Source organism: Acinetobacter sp. C32I, assembly GCF_023702715.1.
Lineage (GTDB): Bacteria > Pseudomonadota > Gammaproteobacteria > Pseudomonadales > Moraxellaceae > Acinetobacter.
Map to the genome: position 1 here is coordinate 2,552,484 of NZ_CP098480.1, position 15,912 is coordinate 2,568,395.

Here is a 15,912-nt window from a genome sequence, read left to right on the forward strand (position 1 = left end):
TATTGTGATCAACATCCCTCCGAAGATGTCGATTCTTGCAATGTACATGGTTGATTGAGAATACATTTATCCTCTACAACCAATCCCTCTTTGTACCCATGGAATTATTGTTAAGCTTGTTCATCAAATGATCGTTATTTCTATTTTTTTATCTTTCTTATAACCAAGTAACTCAAACCACAGAGCAAACCACCTATAGCGCCAATCAAATGCGCCTCGGTCAATACTGGACTCCCGATTAATTGGGCGGTTCCTGTTTGCCCAAAGGTATTTTCCCAAATCAGTTTTACCGCAATTAAGGCTAAGACCAAGATTGCAAATTTTCGTTCGTTCTTATATTGCAAATACACTACGCCGACTGCGGTATAGAGACCATGCAAAACCCCAGATAGCCCAGCATAGGCATCAATATAAGGCAGATAAAAATAAAAAATAAAACTAATAAACGGGGGCAGAATTAAGAGTAACGCGCCTAAATGCCAGTTGCGCACATGCGGAAAAATAAAAGGCAAACAGGCAAAGGCCATCATATTCAGTAGAAAATGAATCCACCCCACATGCACCCAATGAGCGGTCCAGATACGCCAGAATTCAGTGAGTAAAATAGGCCGCCAATAAATAAAATGATCCGCAAATACCTGTAGACAAGCCGATATGGAAATACATATCGCGATCAAAATGATTTTCCTTATCCATATTTGATCTTTCATCTATCGCTTACCTCTTAAAAAAAACAGACCTTTTACAAGTTTAGATGTTTCATGGGTAAAAGGTCGTTTAATTCAGGTTACTCAGCTGGTGTTTCTTGTGCTGGTGCAGCTTGGTCTTGTGCTGGGGCAGCTTGGTCTTGTGCTGGGGCAGCTTGATCCTGCGCGGGAGCTCCGTCACCACCGCCATCAAACAATGAATCTAACTCTGCCGAGCTTTCTTGTTTATCATCCCAGAATGTGGTTAAGCCTTCATCACTGGCTCTGACACCGGTATTTTCAGTCCAATAACGATCTGCAATACCTCGAACCATCAAACCAGCCATTTTATCAATCAATCTGAACTGTGGATTTGCAGGTTTATCTTCACCAGTTGCCGCAGCATATGAACGGAACGCATCACGCAATTTGGCATCATCACCACTGGCTTGGGCTGCAACCGCATAAAGTGCATGTGCTAAACGAACACCCTTCTTCTCACCGATGGCCATAGACTGTTTCATGGTTGCATAAGGTTCAGGCTTACCATCACCAGCACCTGGTAATAAGGTCCAAATGACTGCGCGGGTTGCCATTGGTGCACCCCAGAATTTTTCATTATCTAAACACGCCATACCACGTTCCACGATACCGGCAATATCCTTAGGTACATTGATCGCACCGCCTGAGTTAATATCGTTGGTCATGGCTTGTAAACCACTCACCATACCGAGTAAATAAACGGTTTGGTCTAGATCATTACGCATGGTTGGGCATGAATCGCCCAACTTATATTTGTATTTAGTTTCCCAACGATTGGCAAAAAGTTGATAGCCTGCATATTGACGTTCAGCAGCAATTCCCGCCCAACGTTTCTGTTCAATACGGGCATCTTGGGCTTCTGAAATCTGACCAGCTTTAGAAGCACGTAGATAACGTAATTCAGCTTCCAAGGCTTGGTTTTCAGCACAAACGCCTGCTGCGGTATAAAGCAGTACTGCCATACGGGTCGGATCAGCACCCATATCTTTGGTGGACATCACGGCAGGGGTTAAAGCATTGCCTGAGTTACACACCATTTCAGCATCATCCATCGCCAAAATTGGTGGAACAATATGCTTCTCACCAAAACCAAGTGCCACATTGGCACCTGTTTTAATCACATATGAACATCCTGATAGCATTGATGTTGTCAATACAGCAACCGCCACACCTTGTCCAATTTTCTGGAGTTTAGACATACTTCCTGTCCCTCTAATAATTTGTTTTTTCCTTTTAGCTGTACATTATCAGATGCAAAACCTGAATTAAAGAGTAATTGCTCTAATTTTAACCTGGACATTTTGACACAAATCACAAAGGAATGAATTGACACTTGGGCGGGGTAACAGAAATTTCAGGCAAAAAAAAGTAGCATTGCGACGGTTCAGCACATGCTACTTATTAACTGGTAAAATCGTGAAACTCTTTATATTTTAGTTTTGTTGAAAATAATCCTTGAGTAATGTTCCAGCTCTTCCTACTACGATCGCCATCACGATTGCAATTACTAGAAACATCCACATTGAAATCTCCATAGAGACCTCCTACACTTGTGTATCTACTTTTGATAGATACTAGATTGGCGTTCATCATCGATATTCACGGGAGAGTGATATATTGATGACACTTTCAATCTCTTTCTCTTGATCACTGCAACTTGTGATTGACGTGATTCAAGAAATTCCCTGAGTAAAGTTCCTGCTCTTCCTACTACAATCGCAAAAATAATTGCGATCACCAGAAACGACCATGTTGGAATTTCCATTTAGGACCTCCACCACCCTTTACGTTGGTGTTTGTACTTTAACGAAAATAAATCGGACTTGATCGCCAGATTGTCTGACAATCATAATTTTCACGATTTTTTAGAGTATTTAATCTAACAATTTAAATAAGATGACAACCAAATCAGATCAAGTTGTTGAAATTTATATTTTTATTAATTTTATACAGTTGTAGAATTGTCGAACAATCAAGCTAGTTTTGCGCGTAATTTTAGCTTTTTCCACTGTGCATGTGACAATTGATCCCACCAAATAATGCAAGTTTTATGCTTTTGCTGAGAAAAATAGAGGGCAATATAGAGTTGGTGATCTAATATTTTGACGATCTGCCTACGCTGAATTTTCAAGGTAGGATCAGAAAATTCAAATGAACAGTCTTGATGATCTAAGTATTCAAAACGTTTAATTTGGGGTTGCCGCAAAAACGATAACCACGCGATGGTCATCAACATAAAGCTCAGTAACCACCACCAAAGGGGGAGTAAGGGATAAAGTACACTAAGAATCAGAATAAACAGTAAGAGTTGCAGTACAAACGCAAAACGACTGTATTGCAACTCAAAAGCAGGATTAGCCATGCACATAATGTTTGAGTTTGAGAATAAACTCTTTTAACTCAATACGCGGTGGCTCACCCACTTCCATAAACCAATCCAATAAATCTGGGTCTTCTTGATCGACGAGCTCGGCAAATAAGGCTTTTTCATCAGCATCAGCAGTTAAATAGTAATTTTTAACGTACGGGTCGAAATACACATCGATTTCTTTTAAACCACGACGGGCACGATATACAACCTTACGCTCTTCCAGTGTCATTTCATCAGACATCATTGGTTCCATACTGGCTAACAATTTCATTGCTAGTGTACCCGATCCCCCTCTAAGTTCGCAGCGTTTTTTCTCAAGTGACCAAATACATCAAGCAAATTGAGCATTGATCACATTGTTCACTATTTTCAATTTCTTGTATGGTGATCAAGATGATTTAAATTCAATACACTAGGGAAAAATAACAAATGCAATCAGGTGCTATTCGTCCAGTTCCAAACATGCTGCCACGCAAACTGTTTACTTCAGACCACGAAGCATTCCGCGAAACCGTGCGTAAATTCTATGAAAAAGAAGTGGTTCCGAATATTGAAAAATATGAGAAACAACAGCATGTTGATCGTGACTTATGGAATAAAGCCGGTGAACTTGGCTTGCTGTGTACCACCATGCCAGAGCAATACGGTGGTTCAGGTGTGGACCGTCTTTACAGTATGATTCTGATCGAAGAGCAAGCTTATGCCATGGATTCAAGCACGGGTTTCTCACTGCATTCAGACATCGTTGCCAATTACATCAATAACTTTGGTAATGAAGCGCAAAAGCAACATTGGCTACCGAAAATGGCCACAGGTGAAGCCGTTACAGCAATTGCCATGACTGAACCAGATACTGGTTCTGACCTACAAGCCGTGCGTACCACAGCGGTACTGGATGGCGATGAATATGTGATCAATGGTTCAAAAATCTTTATTACCAATGGCTATCTCTGCGATATGGCCATTGTGGTATGCAAGACAGGCAACAATGAAAAAGGCTCAGCCAATTTATCCTTATTGATTGTAGAAGCAGATCGTGCAGGTTTTAGCAAAGGTAAGCCTTTGAATAAAATTGGGATGAAAGGCCAAGATACCTGCGAATTGTTCTTTGATAATGTCCGTGTACCCAAAGAAAACCTATTAGGTATGGAAGGCATGGGCTTTATCATGTTGATGAAAGAGCTCGCTTGGGAACGTATGCTGGTTGCGATTATCTGTCAAGCAGGTGCTGAAGCGGCTTTTGCCCATACCGTGCAGTACACCAAAGATCGTAAAGCCTTTGGCAAAGCCATTAGCACCTTCCAGAATACCCGCTTTAAGTTGGCAGAATTACGCACTGAAATTGATTTTTGTCGCACCTATCTCGATCGTTGTATGGAGCTACAACTTGAAGAAAGCTTAGGCGTGGATGCCGCAGCCGCTGCGAAATACAAGATTTCAGATATGTTCTCAAAAGTGGTTGATGATTGCCTACAATTGCATGGTGGTTATGGTTATATGCTGGAATATCCAATTGCCCGTGCCTATATCGACAACCGTGCCAATCGTATCTATGCGGGTACCAATGAAATCATGAAAGAACTGATTTCACGTACCCTTTAAGCTCAGCTAAAAAGATCGTGCTAAATGCACGATCTTTTTTTATTTCTACTGTTTTTTTTCAACCGCAGCAACAGGCTGTGGATTCATTCTTGCCATCAGTTGTTTCACCGTTGGATGATCAAGATGTTGTTGCATGGTGGTATTCAATGCTGTACGGGCATTTTGTGTAGTGAAATGTGCGACTTCACTGCCTACATCACTGGCTTTCTTCGCCCATGCCTTGCCTTCAGCAGATTGATAGAAATTCAATGCTGCCTGTAATTCTTTTTCACTAAAGCTCTCAGCATAGCGTTGCACAATAAATTGCTTACGCTGTTCACTATTCAAATTCTTGCTTAAATCGGTATAAAAGCTTTCAGGTAGATCTTTAGGTAAACGCATACGCATTTGTTCTAAAATCATCTTATCGGTGTTTTGCAAACCTTGCTCTGTCCCATCAACAGACACCAGTTTTTGCGCTATCGCTTGTTTCTGTTTTAGCTCATCAGCACAGGCCAATGTGCTGAGTAATAACGTCCCCAAGATAAGCAATTGTTTCATCGGATTATCCCTAATCTACATTTTCTAATCAGCTCAATATACGCGATATTGATTAGATTAAAACCCAGCACCAATAAAAAACCCTATGTATTCACATAGGGTTTTAATCATTTCAGTGGATCATTACGATACCAATTTTGGCTTACGATCAACTTGCTCGCCACGTTTATGGAACTGTAAGACCTCATCACTAAATGATGCATCTTTCAACTCTTTACGATCTGCAAGGTAGTTATTGGTAATTTTCCACGGTGCTTTTTTACCTTGCTTCGGCATCACATTGGCTGCGCGAGCAATATAGCCCGAAGACATTTTACCCATAATGGTATCTTGTTCGCGTAAAGCAGGATCCGCATGGGCGATGACTTCATCATAGCCATTTTTGTCCATGTGATTGAGCAAGCGACAAATATAATCCGCAGCAATATCAACTTTTAAAGTCCAAGATGCATTGATATAGCCAATGATCATCGCCATGTTTGGTACATCGCTAACCATCACACCTTGATAGAGCATGTGTTGAGAAGTATCCATTGGCTTGCCATCAACTGTGCCTTTCACGCCACCCAAGATTTGGATTTCCAAACCTGTTGCTGAAATCACAATATCTGCTTCAAGGTGTTTACCCGATTTCAATTGAATACCATTGGCTGTGAACTTTTCAATTTGATCTGTTTCAACATTGGCATGACCTTCACGTAATGCCTTGAATAAATCGCCATCTGGCACCACACATAAACGTTGATCCCAAGGGTTATAGCTTGGCGTAAAGTGTTTCATATCCACTTTACCTTTCAACTGCAACTCAATACCTTTCAACAATAAGCGACGTACTGTTTTTGGATATTTCTGTGCCAATGCATAGATACCACGTTGCATACCAATATTACGTGCACGGGTAAATTTATACGCAGTTTCTTCAGACATAAATTTACGGGTTTTTTCATAAATAAAGTCAATTGAAGGAATTGTTGCGATATAAGAAGGAGAACGCTGCAACATGGTGACATGTCCTGCCCCACCTTTCACCATTGAAGGAACTAGGGTAATTGCAGTGGCACCACTTCCAATGATCACCACTTTCTTGCCTGTATAATCTAGATTTTCAGGCCAGTGTTGTGGATGAATAAATTGCCCTTTAAAGTCTTCTTGCTTTGGAAATTTCGGCGCATAACCTTGATCATAGTTATAGTAACCCGTACAACCCATCACAAAATTTGCTGACCACGTTTGCTTCTTCTTATTACTATCTTCGATTTCAACTGACCATTTTTTCTTTGCAGAATCATAGTTTGCAGAAAGCACACGATGACCAAAATGAATTTTGTCTTTTAACTGATTTTCGCTGATGACATCACTTAAATAACCCTTGATCTCAGCACCACTCGCCAATACTTTGTCTTTTGCCCATGGTTTAAAATTAAAACCAAATGTTGACATATCCGAGTCAGAACGAATACCAGGGTAACGGAATAAATCCCATGTTCCGCCAAAACTGTCACGACGTTCTAAGATTTCGAATTTACGTTGTGGACAGTTCTTAGAGAGATGCACAGCTAACCCAATCCCAGAGATACCTGCGCCAATAATTAATACATCAACTTGCTTTTCCATTTTTTTTATACCCTGTATAAACCATGACTTTATTAAAGCACAAATTTGACAATACACAATGTCAAGTTTGGTCATTCATCGGTTTTTTCATATCACTTCGGGACATTTTTAAGAAATTGTGGGGTAAAAAATCCTGAGATTTCTGCTTGGATTTCTTCCACTAGCAGGTTTGCTTTAGTAAAGAATAAGATTAGCTATAGGTTCTGAATACTTAGAAACATGTTCCATTCAATATCTGTAAGGAACCACTTTTTAAGAAATAGTTCTGGATAAAACGTTATGTAAAAATAGATGCTTTAGCAATTTTAGATCGTAGCTTTAATCTCAAATAGAAGATGTCATTAATATCCTAGAATAAAAATAGCTTCATCAACAGCTCATCTATATATTCTGCGTTATTTTTTAATGCTTTTGATTCCACCCCATACGTTTGAAAACCAAACTTTTGATAGAGCTGGATTGCTGGCTGATTGTCATCAGCGACAATAAGTAAAATTTGTTCTAGATCTGCTTTGCTATGTTCAATAACAGTGGTGAGCAATCTATTTGCGATTCCTCGCCCATGAAATTCAGGTTCAATAAATACACTTGATAAATAAGCCTTATGAGCAAGCTTTGTTGCGACCTCTCGGGTTAAAGTCGCTAAACCAATAATTTTATCGTTATAGTAAACGCCAAAAACTGTTGAACTAGATAAGCAATTTTCAAAGAAACTTAATGGCTTTAGCACTTCTATACGATAAGTAGAACCAAACATTTCAGGGGCTTTTGCCAATGCTGAAAGCCTGATCGTTCTAAAGTCATTTAGCTCATTCACACCTAGAATTTTAATCTCAATATTTAACATATTTGTCTATTTGAATTTTTATAGTCGTGCAACCTAATTTAGCAGAATACCCAAGCTAAAACTAAGCCCAAAAATCATTAAAAAAGAATAATAAAAAAGACCGGTTATTACACCGGTCTTTTTTGGAACAACTGACTGTTCTACACGTAGAAGTATTATTTTACTTCACGGTCAACGAGTTCAACGTAAGCCATCGGTGCAGCATCACCTGCACGGAAGCCCGCTTTAAGAACACGAAGATAACCGCCGTTACGTTCTTTGTAACGAGGGCCAAGAACGGTAAATAATTTACCAACAGTTGCTGCAGAACGAGTACGAGCAAACGCTAAACGACGGTTTGCTACTGTATCGTTTTTAGCTAAAGTGATTAAAGGCTCAGCAACGCGGCGAAGTTCTTTCGCTTTAGGTAAAGTTGTTTTAATTAACTCGTGCTCTACTAAAGCATTTGTTAAATTTTGGAACAACGCCTTACGATGGCTGCTTGTACGGCCTAATTTCACACCACTATTACGATGACGCATGGTGATAGTCCTACTTAATTAACGGCTACGATAGGCAAAACGGTCATCCATACGGAGACTAGCTGGTGGCCAGTTCTCTAAACGCATGCCGAGTTGTAAACCTTTCGATGCCAAAACATCTTTGATCTCTGTTAACGATTTTTTACCTAAGTTAGGAGTTTTTAACAACTCAACTTCAGTACGTTGAACAAGATCACCAATGTAGTAAATATTTTCTGCCTTCAAACAGTTAGCAGAACGAACAGTAAGCTCGAGATCATCTACTGGACGAAGCAAGATCGGGTCAACTTCTTCGCGAGGTTCTTGAGCAACTGGAGTTTGATCTTTCTGAAGATCAACAAAAATTGCAATTTGTTGTTGCAAGATTGTTGCCGCTTTGCGGATTGCTTCTTCTGGATCAACAGTTCCGTTAGTCTCAAGATCGATCACTAACTTATCAAGATCGGTACGTTGTTCAACACGAGCATTTTCTACTGTGTATGAAACACGCTTGATTGGGCTATAAGAAGCATCTAACTGTAAACGCCCTACTGGACGTGTTTCGCCTTCAGGGAAACGTGAGTCAGATGTTTCATAACCACGACCTTGAGCAACTTTCAGGCGCATTTTCAATGAACCTGTAGAACTCAAAGTACCGATTAAATGATCAGGGTTAACCACTTCAACATTATGAGGTAAACGAAGGTCAGCTGCAGTTACGTCACCCGCCCCTTGTTTCTCTAATGTCAAATATGCTTCATTTTGATCGAACAGCTTAATAGACAATCCTTTTAGGTTCAGCAAGAGCTCGACGATGTCCTGCTGCAAGCCTTCTAAAGTACTGTACTCGTGCTCGACACCTTCTATTTCTACTTCAACCACAGCAGCGCCAGGTAAAGAAGACAATAGAATGCGACGTAAAGCATTACCTAGAGTATGACCAAAGCCACGCTCTAAAGGTTCCAGAATCACTTTTGCCGAGGTCCCGCTCACCGCTTCGACCTTGATCGCTTGCGGAGTTAGAAACTCGTTTGCAGTACGCGTCATTTATTGCTACCTCAAGGATTATTTAGAATACAATTCTACAATCAAGCTTTCGTTGATTTCAGCAGGTAAATCAGAACGATCTGGCGCAGCTTTAAACGTACCCTCTAACTTAGAATGGTCAATTTCCATCCAAGCAGGGATACCACGTTGAGCAGCTAATTCAATTGCGTTTTTAATACGTAATTGTTGTTTAGCGCCTTCATGTACCGCAATTACATCACCAGCTTTAACTTGGATAGATGCAATGTTAACACGACGACCGTTCAAAGTGATGCTACGGTGAGATACTAACTGACGAGCTTCTGCACGTGTAGAACCAAAACCCATGCGATAAACAACGTTATCAAGACGGCTTTCAAGCAATTTCAACAAGTTTTCACCTGTTGCGCCTTTCACACGAGCAGCTTCTTTGTAGTAGTTACTAAATTGACGCTCTAACACACCGTACATACGACGTACTTTTTGTTTTTCACGTAATTGTAGTGAGTACTCTGATTGTTTGCTACCACGAGCTCCGCCATGTTGGCCAGGAGCTTTAGCATGTTTTTTAGTCTTAACGTCAAACGGTTTAACGCCAGATTTTAATTGCAGGTCTGTCCCTTCGCGGCGAGAGAGTTTGCATTTTGGACCAATATAACGAGCCATGAATGTTTCTCCTTACACGCGACGTTTTTTAGGTGGACGGCAACCGTTGTGCGGAATTGGAGTCACATCGGTAATGCTGTTAATTTTATAACCCACTGCACCTAATGCACGAACCGCAGATTCACGACCAGGACCAGGACCTTTTACAAGGACGTCCAAGTTTTTCAAACCGTAATCTAAAGCAGCTTTACCAGCAACTTCAGCAGCTACCTGAGCAGCAAACGGTGTTGATTTACGTGATCCACGGAAGCCTTGTCCACCTGAGGTAGCCCAAGCCAATGCATTACCTTGACGATCGGTAATCGTAACAATGGTGTTATTAAAAGAAGCGTGAATGTGTGCGACACCTTCAGAGACGGTACGAGTGACCTTCTTGCGTGCGCGAGTATCTTTAGCCATCTTTTAGCTTCCAGAAATCTTATTTCTTAATCGGTTTGCGCGGACCTTTACGGGTACGTGCGTTAGTTTTGGTGCGTTGTCCGCGAACAGGCAAGCTGCGACGATGACGAAGACCGCGGTAGCAGCCTAAATCCATTAAACGTTTAATGTTCATGGAAATTTCGCGACGTAAATCACCTTCGGTCGGAACCTTAGCAACTTCTGCACGAATCGCATCAAGCTGAGCATCATCTAATTCACGGATTTTAGTAGTTTCAGTGATACCTACAGCAGCCAAGATGTTCTTAGCAGTGTGGCGACCTACACCAAAAATATACGTGAGAGAGATAACAGCATGCTTGTTATCCGGAATGTTTACACCGGCAATACGAGCCATTCAATTTTCTCCAAAAAGGCAGTCAAGATAATCAACCGCCCCACAAAAATCTTGAGGGGCGGATAATAACCTAATTAGCCTACTGAAATCAACAGGTCTTAATTAAATTAACCTTGACGCTGCTTATGACGAGGTTCTGCGCTACAAATTACGCGAATTACCCCATTACGACGGATAACTTTACAGCTACCACAAATTTTCTTTACAGAAGCTTGTACTTTCATGATGAAACCTTCTAAGTGCGCTTATCCCTTAGGATGAGCAGTCGTTTTTCTCATTAACGTTTGATTATCATATTGATGCGAAGTAAGGTGCGCTTGGAGTTGCGCCATAAAGTCCATTACCACTACCACTACAATCAGTAAAGATGTTCCACCCAAATGGAATGGAATACCAAACGAACTTTGTAGCACCATAGGCATTAAACACACTACGGTAATGTAGATTGCACCGATGAAGGTCAAACGGTTAAGAATATGATCTAAATAACGAGCCGTTTGCTCACCTGGGCGGATACCAGGCACATATGCCCCGCTACGTTTTAAATTCTCTGATACTTCTTTCGGGCTAAATACAAGCGCCGTATAGAAATAGCAGAAGAAGATAATTAACGCGCCAAAGAGCATTAAATACAACGGCTGTCCAGGCGATAACACCAATGCCAGATCTTGTAGGCTGCGCTTCACAATCCCTGCATTTGGATCAGCACTTCCTAACCATTGTCCCAAGCTCGCTGGAAATAATAACAATGAGCTTGCAAAAATCGCTGGAATGACACCTGCCATATTAATTTTTAACGGCAAATGTGTTTGCTGTGCAGTAAATACACGACGACCTTGCTGTTTTTGTGCGTAGTTCACTGGAATACGACGTTGTGCTTTTTCAATAAACACGATCGCAGCTAAAACGGCTAATGAGAGTAAACCGAATACAGCTAAACCAATTAAGCTACCCTGACCATTCTGTACAGACGTAAACGACTGAATCACAAGATTTGGCAAACCTGCCACGATTCCTGCGAAGATGATCATCGAGATACCATTACCAACACCACGTTCGGTAATTTGCTCGCCCAACCACATCAAGAACATCGTCCCAGCAACTAACGAAGTTACTGCTGGAACGTAGAATGCCAAGCCTGACGTTAAGGTAATACCTTGACTAATCAAGCCAGCACACATCCCTACACCTTGCACGAGTGCAAGAAATAAGGTGCCGTAACGCGTATATTGATTGATCTTACGTTTGCCTTGCTCGCCTTCTTTTTTCAAAGCTTCCAGCGAAGGAACTACTGTAGACATCAACTGCACGATAATCGATGCAGAAATGTACGGCATGATTCCCAACGCCAGAATCGACATGCGTTCTAATGCACCACCAGAGAACATGTTAAATAAACCTAAGAAGGTACCTTCATTAGCTTTAAAAAACTGTGCTAGCGCTACATTATCAATCCCCGGCAACGGAATATGCGCTCCTAGTCGAAAGACCAATAACGCGCCAATCAAAAACATTAATCGACGAATAATTTCACGGTATTTCACATGAAATGGTTGGCCTTTCATCATGTTTACATGACCTGAAGAACTAGGAGTCATAGACACTCGAGATTACTCCTCGACTTTACCGCCAGCAGCTTCAACAGCAGCTTTAGCGCCTTTAGTCAACACAACACCTTTAACAGTGAATGCGCGAGTGATTTCACCAGAAAGAACGATGCGAGCACGAATTTGGTCACGACGAACAACATTCGCAGCTTTTAAAGTTTCAAGGCTAACAACATCACCTTCAACTTTATTCAACTCAGACAAACGTACTTCAGCAGTTTTCAAAGCGATTTGGCTAGTGAAACCGAATTTAGGTAAACGACGATATAACGCAGTTTGACCGCCTTCAAAGCCCGGACGAGTACCACCACTTTTACGTGAGTTTTGACCTTTGATACCACGACCACCAGTCTTACCAACGCCAGAACCAATACCACGGCCTAGACGACGGTGTTCACGCTTAGCACCTTCTGCAGGTGCAAGTTCATTTAAACGCAGAGTCATGGCTTATTCCTCTACACTAACCATATAGTAAACTTTGTTGATCATACCGCGGTTAGAAGGCGTATCTTGCACTTCTACAGTATGGCCAATACGACGCAGACCTAAACCTTGAAGGCAAAGTTTATGATTTTTTAAACGATGCGATGAAGATTTAGTCTGGGTAACTTTAATCGTTTTCATGATTGATTACCCTTGAATTTGTTCTACTGAAAGACCACGTTTCGCAGCGACTTTCTCAGGAGAAGTCATATCACGCAAACCTTTGAAAGTTGCGTTTACTACGTTAGCAGCATTTGTAGAACCATAACATTTAGCAAGTACGTTATGTACACCTGCAGCTTCAAGAACAGCACGCATAGCGCCACCAGCAATTACGCCAGTACCTTCTGAAGCAGGTTGCATGTATACACGGCTTGCGCCATGACGAGCATTCACAGGGTGTTGTAAAGTAGTACCAGCAAGGTCTACAGTGATCATGTTACGACGAGCAGCTTCAAGTGCTTTAGAAATAGCAGCTGGAACTTCACGTGCTTTACCACGACCAAAACCTACGCGACCATTACCATCGCCCACAACAGTTAATGCTGTGAAAGAGAAGATACGACCACCTTTAACAACCTTGGCTACACGATCAACGGCAACCAGCTTTTCAACGAGACCTTCGTTTTGTTCAACTTTCGCCATGATTAGAACTCCAAGCCGCCTTCACGAGCAGCATCAGCCAAGGCTTTGATACGACCATGATATTTAAAACCAGAACGGTCAAATGCAACTTTGGTAACACCAGCTGCTTTAGCACGTTCTGCGATCAAAGCACCAACTTTCGTAGCCGCTTCCACGTTACCAGTAGTACCACTACGCAAAGATGCATCTAAAGTTGAAGCTTGCGCTAAAACTTTGCCACCATCTGCTGAAATAACTTGCGCATAGATGTGACGCGGCGTGCGGTTTACACACAAACGAGTCGCACCCAATGCACGAATGTGCAAGCGTGTGCTTTTCGCACGACGCAAACGGGTTTGTTTCTTTTCGTTCATAAGAACCTCGCGCCTTATTTCTTCTTAGCTTCTTTACGAAGAATAACTTCATCCGAATAACGAACACCTTTACCTTTATATGGTTCAGGAGAACGGTATGCACGGATTTCCGCTGCCACTTGACCTAACAACTGCTTGTTTGCTGATTTCAAAATGATTTCAGTAGCAGTTGGAGTTTCCGCTGTTACACCTTCAGGTAAAGCGTAGTCAATCGGGTGTGAGTAACCAAGGTTAAGGTTTACAGAAGTACCCTTAACCGCAGCTTTATAACCAACACCAACAAGCTGTAACTTACGTTCGAAGCCTTCGCTAACACCTTTTACAAGGTTGTTCAATACAGCGCGAGCAGTACCAGCCTGCATCCAAGCGTCTTTCGACTCTTTAGCTGGAGCAAGTTGAAGTTTACCTTCTTCCTGTTTTAGCTCGACCAGCGCATGCAGGTTGAAAGACAATGTACCTTTGCTGCCTTTCACTTCGACCTGCCGGCCGTTCTGAGTAACTGTTACACCGTTAGGTACAGTTACTGGGGCTTTAGCCACACGAGACATGAGGAATCACCTATTAAGAAACAAAAGCAATAACTTCACCACCGATGCCCGCAGCACGTGCAGCGCGATCAGTCATGATGCCTTTGCTTGTAGAAACAATTGCAATACCTAAACCTTGCTTAACGCTAGGAATTTTATCTTTACCACGATATTGACGTAGACCTGGACGGCTTACACGCTTAACGGTTTCGATAACAGGCTTGCCTTCGAAATATTTTAAAGTAATTGTCAGAGTAGCTTTTGTCTCTTCTTGAGCAACTGCTACGTCTGAAATATAACCTTCTTGTTGAAGTACGTTTGCAATTGCAACTTTCAACTTAGAAGAAGGCATAGAAACAGTTTGTTTCTTTGCCATTTGTGCGTTACGAACACGTGTTAACATGTCGGCAACGGTATCTTGCATACTCATTTAGTCGCTCCTTACCAGCTTGCCTTAACAACGCCTGGTACATCACCCTGCATTACTGTGTCACGTAATTTGTTACGGCTTAAACCGAACTTACGGAAGTAACCATGAGGACGACCAGTTAAACCACAACGGTTACGAAGACGTACTGGAGATGCGTTACGTGGCAATGCCTGTAACTTTAATGTCGCTTCGAAACGTTCTTCGTCACTTGCATTTACATTTGCAATCGTTGCTTTTAATTCAGCACGTTTTGCAGCGTATTTAGCAACTGTCTTTTCGCGTTTCAATTCGCGATTAATCATACCTTTCTTAGCCATATCGACCTCTTATTTGAACGGGAAGCCGAATGCACGCATAAGCGCACGGCCTTCGTCATCGCTACGAGCAGTTGTCGTAATCGTGATGTCTAAACCACGGATACGATCAATCTTGTCAAAATCGATTTCAGGGAAAACGATTTGCTCTTTTAAACCCATAGAGTAGTTACCACGACCATCAAATGATTTCGCAGAGAAACCACGGAAGTCACGGATACGAGGGATTGCGATCGAGATCAAACGATCCAAGAATTCGTACATTTGGTCGCCGCGTAAAGTAACTTTACAACCGATCGGCCAACCATCACGGATTTTGAAACCAGCGATTGATTTACGAGCAAGAGTCACAACTGGTTTTTGACCAGCAATGAGTTGCATATCAGCAACAGCGCCATCTAATAATTTCTTATCAGTTGCAGCTGCGCCTACACCCATGTTAAGAGTGATTTTTGTGATGCGAGGAATATCCATCACATTCTTAACGCTAAGTTCTTCTTTTAACTTTGCTTTAAGTTCGTCGTTGTAACGTGCTTTAAGTCTGGCCATTGCCTATTCAACCTATTACTTCGCTACCGCCACTGATTCACCATTTGATTTATAAACACGAGTTTTCGCGCCATCAATCACTTGGTAACCAATACGGTCAGCCTTTTGGGTTGTAGCATTAAAAATTGCCACGTTTGAAATATGAAGCGTCGCCTCTTGAGTAACGATGCCGCCTTCAGCGCCAGTTACACGGTTTGGCTTTTGATGCTTCTTCACTAAGTTAAGGCCTTCGACCTTAACTCGATCTTCAGAAACAGACAAAACGATACCTTGTTTGCCTTTTTCTTTACCTGCGATCACGATTACTTGATCGCCTTTTTTAATCTTAGCCATGA

General features: G+C 41.7%; 25 protein-coding genes. 1 reads left to right on the plus strand and 24 read right to left on the minus strand.

Annotated features, from left to right (window positions below; translation table 11 throughout):
- Positions 1-140: 140 nt before the first annotated feature.
- The 5 genes from rrtA to NDN13_RS12155 all read right to left on the minus strand — a co-directional run bounded on the left by rrtA (position 141) and on the right by NDN13_RS12155 (position 3,340).
- Positions 141-710, minus strand: a complete 570-nt coding sequence (gene rrtA, locus NDN13_RS12135) for a rhombosortase (RefSeq protein WP_251115645.1) — start codon at positions 708-710, stop codon at positions 141-143.
- Between the two features lie 77 nt (positions 711-787).
- Complete coding sequence (locus tag NDN13_RS12140) at positions 788-1,927, minus strand: hypothetical protein (RefSeq protein WP_251115646.1); 1,140 nt, start codon at positions 1,925-1,927, stop codon at positions 788-790.
- Between the two features lie 359 nt (positions 1,928-2,286).
- Positions 2,287-2,493 carry a hypothetical protein gene (locus NDN13_RS12145; RefSeq protein WP_016660141.1) on the minus strand — a complete coding sequence of 69 codons (207 nt, stop codon included), beginning with the start codon at positions 2,491-2,493 and terminating at the stop codon, positions 2,287-2,289.
- Positions 2,494-2,700: 207 nt separating this feature from the next.
- A complete protein-coding gene (locus NDN13_RS12150; RefSeq protein WP_251115647.1) occupies positions 2,701-3,090 on the minus strand; it encodes a protein YgfX in 390 nt (129 codons plus the stop codon).
- A complete protein-coding gene (locus tag NDN13_RS12155; protein WP_065343283.1) occupies positions 3,083-3,340 on the minus strand; it encodes an FAD assembly factor SdhE in 258 nt (85 codons plus the stop codon). Before NDN13_RS12155 ends, NDN13_RS12150 begins: the two co-directional genes overlap by 8 nt.
- Positions 3,341-3,528: 188 nt before the next feature.
- On the opposite strand from NDN13_RS12155, the gene NDN13_RS12160 reads away from it, so the two are divergent.
- On the plus strand, positions 3,529-4,701 hold the full coding sequence (locus NDN13_RS12160) for an acyl-CoA dehydrogenase family protein (RefSeq protein WP_251115648.1): 1,173 nt from the start codon (positions 3,529-3,531) through the stop codon (positions 4,699-4,701).
- 45 nt (positions 4,702-4,746) lie between these two features.
- Here the strand turns inward: NDN13_RS12160 and NDN13_RS12165 are convergent, their stop codons facing one another.
- The 19 genes from NDN13_RS12165 to rplX form a co-directional block, all read right to left on the minus strand.
- The gene (locus tag NDN13_RS12165) at positions 4,747-5,241 is read right to left on the minus strand and encodes a DUF2059 domain-containing protein (RefSeq protein ID WP_251115649.1); all 495 of its coding nucleotides are present in this window, start codon (positions 5,239-5,241) and stop codon (positions 4,747-4,749) included.
- Positions 5,242-5,364: 123 nt separating this feature from the next.
- Complete coding sequence (locus NDN13_RS12170) at positions 5,365-6,855, minus strand: flavin-containing monooxygenase (RefSeq protein ID WP_251115650.1); 1,491 nt, start codon at positions 6,853-6,855, stop codon at positions 5,365-5,367.
- Positions 6,856-7,204: 349 nt separating this feature from the next.
- On the minus strand, positions 7,205-7,702 hold the full coding sequence (locus NDN13_RS12175) for a GNAT family N-acetyltransferase (protein ID WP_251115651.1): 498 nt from the start codon (positions 7,700-7,702) through the stop codon (positions 7,205-7,207).
- A gap of 155 nt (positions 7,703-7,857) precedes the next feature.
- A complete protein-coding gene (rplQ, locus tag NDN13_RS12180; RefSeq protein ID WP_004641032.1) occupies positions 7,858-8,223 on the minus strand; it encodes a 50S ribosomal protein L17 in 366 nt (121 codons plus the stop codon).
- A gap of 18 nt (positions 8,224-8,241) precedes the next feature.
- The gene (locus NDN13_RS12185; RefSeq protein WP_004657700.1) at positions 8,242-9,249 is read right to left on the minus strand and encodes a DNA-directed RNA polymerase subunit alpha; all 1,008 of its coding nucleotides are present in this window, start codon (positions 9,247-9,249) and stop codon (positions 8,242-8,244) included.
- 18 nt (positions 9,250-9,267) lie between these two features.
- On the minus strand, positions 9,268-9,894 hold the full coding sequence (gene rpsD, locus NDN13_RS12190; protein WP_004657698.1) for a 30S ribosomal protein S4: 627 nt from the start codon (positions 9,892-9,894) through the stop codon (positions 9,268-9,270).
- 12 nt (positions 9,895-9,906) lie between these two features.
- Positions 9,907-10,293: a 30S ribosomal protein S11 gene (rpsK, locus tag NDN13_RS12195; RefSeq protein WP_004281491.1), complete on the minus strand. Its 387-nt coding sequence runs from the start codon at positions 10,291-10,293 to the stop codon at positions 9,907-9,909.
- 19 nt (positions 10,294-10,312) lie between these two features.
- On the minus strand, positions 10,313-10,669 hold the full coding sequence (gene rpsM / locus NDN13_RS12200; RefSeq protein WP_004657696.1) for a 30S ribosomal protein S13: 357 nt from the start codon (positions 10,667-10,669) through the stop codon (positions 10,313-10,315).
- 107 nt (positions 10,670-10,776) lie between these two features.
- A complete protein-coding gene (rpmJ, locus tag NDN13_RS12205; protein ID WP_000867907.1) occupies positions 10,777-10,893 on the minus strand; it encodes a 50S ribosomal protein L36 in 117 nt (38 codons plus the stop codon).
- 21 nt (positions 10,894-10,914) lie between these two features.
- Positions 10,915-12,234 (minus strand): preprotein translocase subunit SecY, encoded by a 1,320-nt coding sequence (secY, locus tag NDN13_RS12210; RefSeq protein WP_171061115.1) that lies wholly within the window; start codon positions 12,232-12,234, stop codon positions 10,915-10,917.
- A 45-nt stretch (positions 12,235-12,279) separates the two neighbouring features.
- Positions 12,280-12,720, minus strand: a complete 441-nt coding sequence (rplO, locus tag NDN13_RS12215) for a 50S ribosomal protein L15 (protein ID WP_004657691.1) — start codon at positions 12,718-12,720, stop codon at positions 12,280-12,282.
- A gap of 3 nt (positions 12,721-12,723) precedes the next feature.
- Positions 12,724-12,900, minus strand: a complete 177-nt coding sequence (gene rpmD / locus NDN13_RS12220; RefSeq protein WP_000849088.1) for a 50S ribosomal protein L30 — start codon at positions 12,898-12,900, stop codon at positions 12,724-12,726.
- A gap of 6 nt (positions 12,901-12,906) precedes the next feature.
- A complete protein-coding gene (rpsE, locus tag NDN13_RS12225; protein WP_004657688.1) occupies positions 12,907-13,404 on the minus strand; it encodes a 30S ribosomal protein S5 in 498 nt (165 codons plus the stop codon).
- Positions 13,405-13,406: 2 nt separating this feature from the next.
- Positions 13,407-13,757, minus strand: coding sequence for a 50S ribosomal protein L18 (gene rplR, locus NDN13_RS12230; RefSeq protein ID WP_004641044.1), 351 nt, complete (start codon positions 13,755-13,757; stop codon positions 13,407-13,409).
- A gap of 14 nt (positions 13,758-13,771) precedes the next feature.
- The gene (rplF, locus tag NDN13_RS12235) at positions 13,772-14,305 is read right to left on the minus strand and encodes a 50S ribosomal protein L6 (RefSeq protein WP_004804118.1); all 534 of its coding nucleotides are present in this window, start codon (positions 14,303-14,305) and stop codon (positions 13,772-13,774) included.
- A 13-nt stretch (positions 14,306-14,318) separates the two neighbouring features.
- Positions 14,319-14,714 carry a 30S ribosomal protein S8 gene (rpsH, locus tag NDN13_RS12240; protein WP_004775883.1) on the minus strand — a complete coding sequence of 132 codons (396 nt, stop codon included), beginning with the start codon at positions 14,712-14,714 and terminating at the stop codon, positions 14,319-14,321.
- An 11-nt stretch (positions 14,715-14,725) separates the two neighbouring features.
- Positions 14,726-15,031, minus strand: a complete 306-nt coding sequence (rpsN, locus tag NDN13_RS12245; protein WP_004641050.1) for a 30S ribosomal protein S14 — start codon at positions 15,029-15,031, stop codon at positions 14,726-14,728.
- A 9-nt stretch (positions 15,032-15,040) separates the two neighbouring features.
- The gene (gene rplE, locus NDN13_RS12250) at positions 15,041-15,577 is read right to left on the minus strand and encodes a 50S ribosomal protein L5 (RefSeq protein WP_004775884.1); all 537 of its coding nucleotides are present in this window, start codon (positions 15,575-15,577) and stop codon (positions 15,041-15,043) included.
- 15 nt (positions 15,578-15,592) lie between these two features.
- The gene (gene rplX, locus NDN13_RS12255) at positions 15,593-15,910 is read right to left on the minus strand and encodes a 50S ribosomal protein L24 (protein WP_004804115.1); all 318 of its coding nucleotides are present in this window, start codon (positions 15,908-15,910) and stop codon (positions 15,593-15,595) included.
- Positions 15,911-15,912: the final 2 nt, after the last annotated feature.

Coding starts and splice junctions, on each gene's coding strand:
- rpsE (WP_004657688.1), bottom strand. CDS start 13,404: ATGGCGAAAGTTGAACAAAACGAAGGTCTCGTTGAAAAGCTGGTTGCC.
- NDN13_RS12140 (WP_251115646.1), bottom strand. CDS start 1,927: ATGTCTAAACTCCAGAAAATTGGACAAGGTGTGGCGGTTGCTGTATTG.
- NDN13_RS12145 (WP_016660141.1), bottom strand. CDS start 2,493: ATGGAAATTCCAACATGGTCGTTTCTGGTGATCGCAATTATTTTTGCG.
- NDN13_RS12175 (WP_251115651.1), bottom strand. CDS start 7,702: ATGTTAAATATTGAGATTAAAATTCTAGGTGTGAATGAGCTAAATGAC.
- rpsH (WP_004775883.1), bottom strand. CDS start 14,714: ATGAGTATGCAAGATACCGTTGCCGACATGTTAACACGTGTTCGTAAC.
- secY (WP_171061115.1), bottom strand. CDS start 12,234: ATGAAAGGCCAACCATTTCATGTGAAATACCGTGAAATTATTCGTCGA.
- rpsD (WP_004657698.1), bottom strand. CDS start 9,894: ATGGCTCGTTATATTGGTCCAAAATGCAAACTCTCTCGCCGCGAAGGG.
- NDN13_RS12155 (WP_065343283.1), bottom strand. CDS start 3,340: ATGTCTGATGAAATGACACTGGAAGAGCGTAAGGTTGTATATCGTGCC.
- rrtA (WP_251115645.1), bottom strand. CDS start 710: ATGAAAGATCAAATATGGATAAGGAAAATCATTTTGATCGCGATATGT.
- NDN13_RS12160 (WP_251115648.1), top strand. CDS start 3,529: ATGCAATCAGGTGCTATTCGTCCAGTTCCAAACATGCTGCCACGCAAA.
- rplX (WP_004804115.1), bottom strand. CDS start 15,910: ATGGCTAAGATTAAAAAAGGCGATCAAGTAATCGTGATCGCAGGTAAA.
- rpsM (WP_004657696.1), bottom strand. CDS start 10,669: ATGGCTCGTATTGCCGGTGTAAACATTCCGGATAACAAGCATGCTGTT.
- rplQ (WP_004641032.1), bottom strand. CDS start 8,223: ATGCGTCATCGTAATAGTGGTGTGAAATTAGGCCGTACAAGCAGCCAT.
- rpmD (WP_000849088.1), bottom strand. CDS start 12,900: ATGAAAACGATTAAAGTTACCCAGACTAAATCTTCATCGCATCGTTTA.
- rplR (WP_004641044.1), bottom strand. CDS start 13,757: ATGAACGAAAAGAAACAAACCCGTTTGCGTCGTGCGAAAAGCACACGC.
- NDN13_RS12170 (WP_251115650.1), bottom strand. CDS start 6,855: ATGGAAAAGCAAGTTGATGTATTAATTATTGGCGCAGGTATCTCTGGG.
- rpsK (WP_004281491.1), bottom strand. CDS start 10,293: ATGGCTAAAGATACTCGCGCACGCAAGAAGGTCACTCGTACCGTCTCT.
- rpsN (WP_004641050.1), bottom strand. CDS start 15,031: ATGGCTAAGAAAGGTATGATTAATCGCGAATTGAAACGCGAAAAGACA.
- rplE (WP_004775884.1), bottom strand. CDS start 15,577: ATGGCCAGACTTAAAGCACGTTACAACGACGAACTTAAAGCAAAGTTA.
- NDN13_RS12150 (WP_251115647.1), bottom strand. CDS start 3,090: ATGGCTAATCCTGCTTTTGAGTTGCAATACAGTCGTTTTGCGTTTGTA.
- rplO (WP_004657691.1), bottom strand. CDS start 12,720: ATGACTCTGCGTTTAAATGAACTTGCACCTGCAGAAGGTGCTAAGCGT.
- NDN13_RS12165 (WP_251115649.1), bottom strand. CDS start 5,241: ATGAAACAATTGCTTATCTTGGGGACGTTATTACTCAGCACATTGGCC.
- rpmJ (WP_000867907.1), bottom strand. CDS start 10,893: ATGAAAGTACAAGCTTCTGTAAAGAAAATTTGTGGTAGCTGTAAAGTT.
- NDN13_RS12185 (WP_004657700.1), bottom strand. CDS start 9,249: ATGACGCGTACTGCAAACGAGTTTCTAACTCCGCAAGCGATCAAGGTC.
- rplF (WP_004804118.1), bottom strand. CDS start 14,305: ATGTCTCGTGTGGCTAAAGCCCCAGTAACTGTACCTAACGGTGTAACA.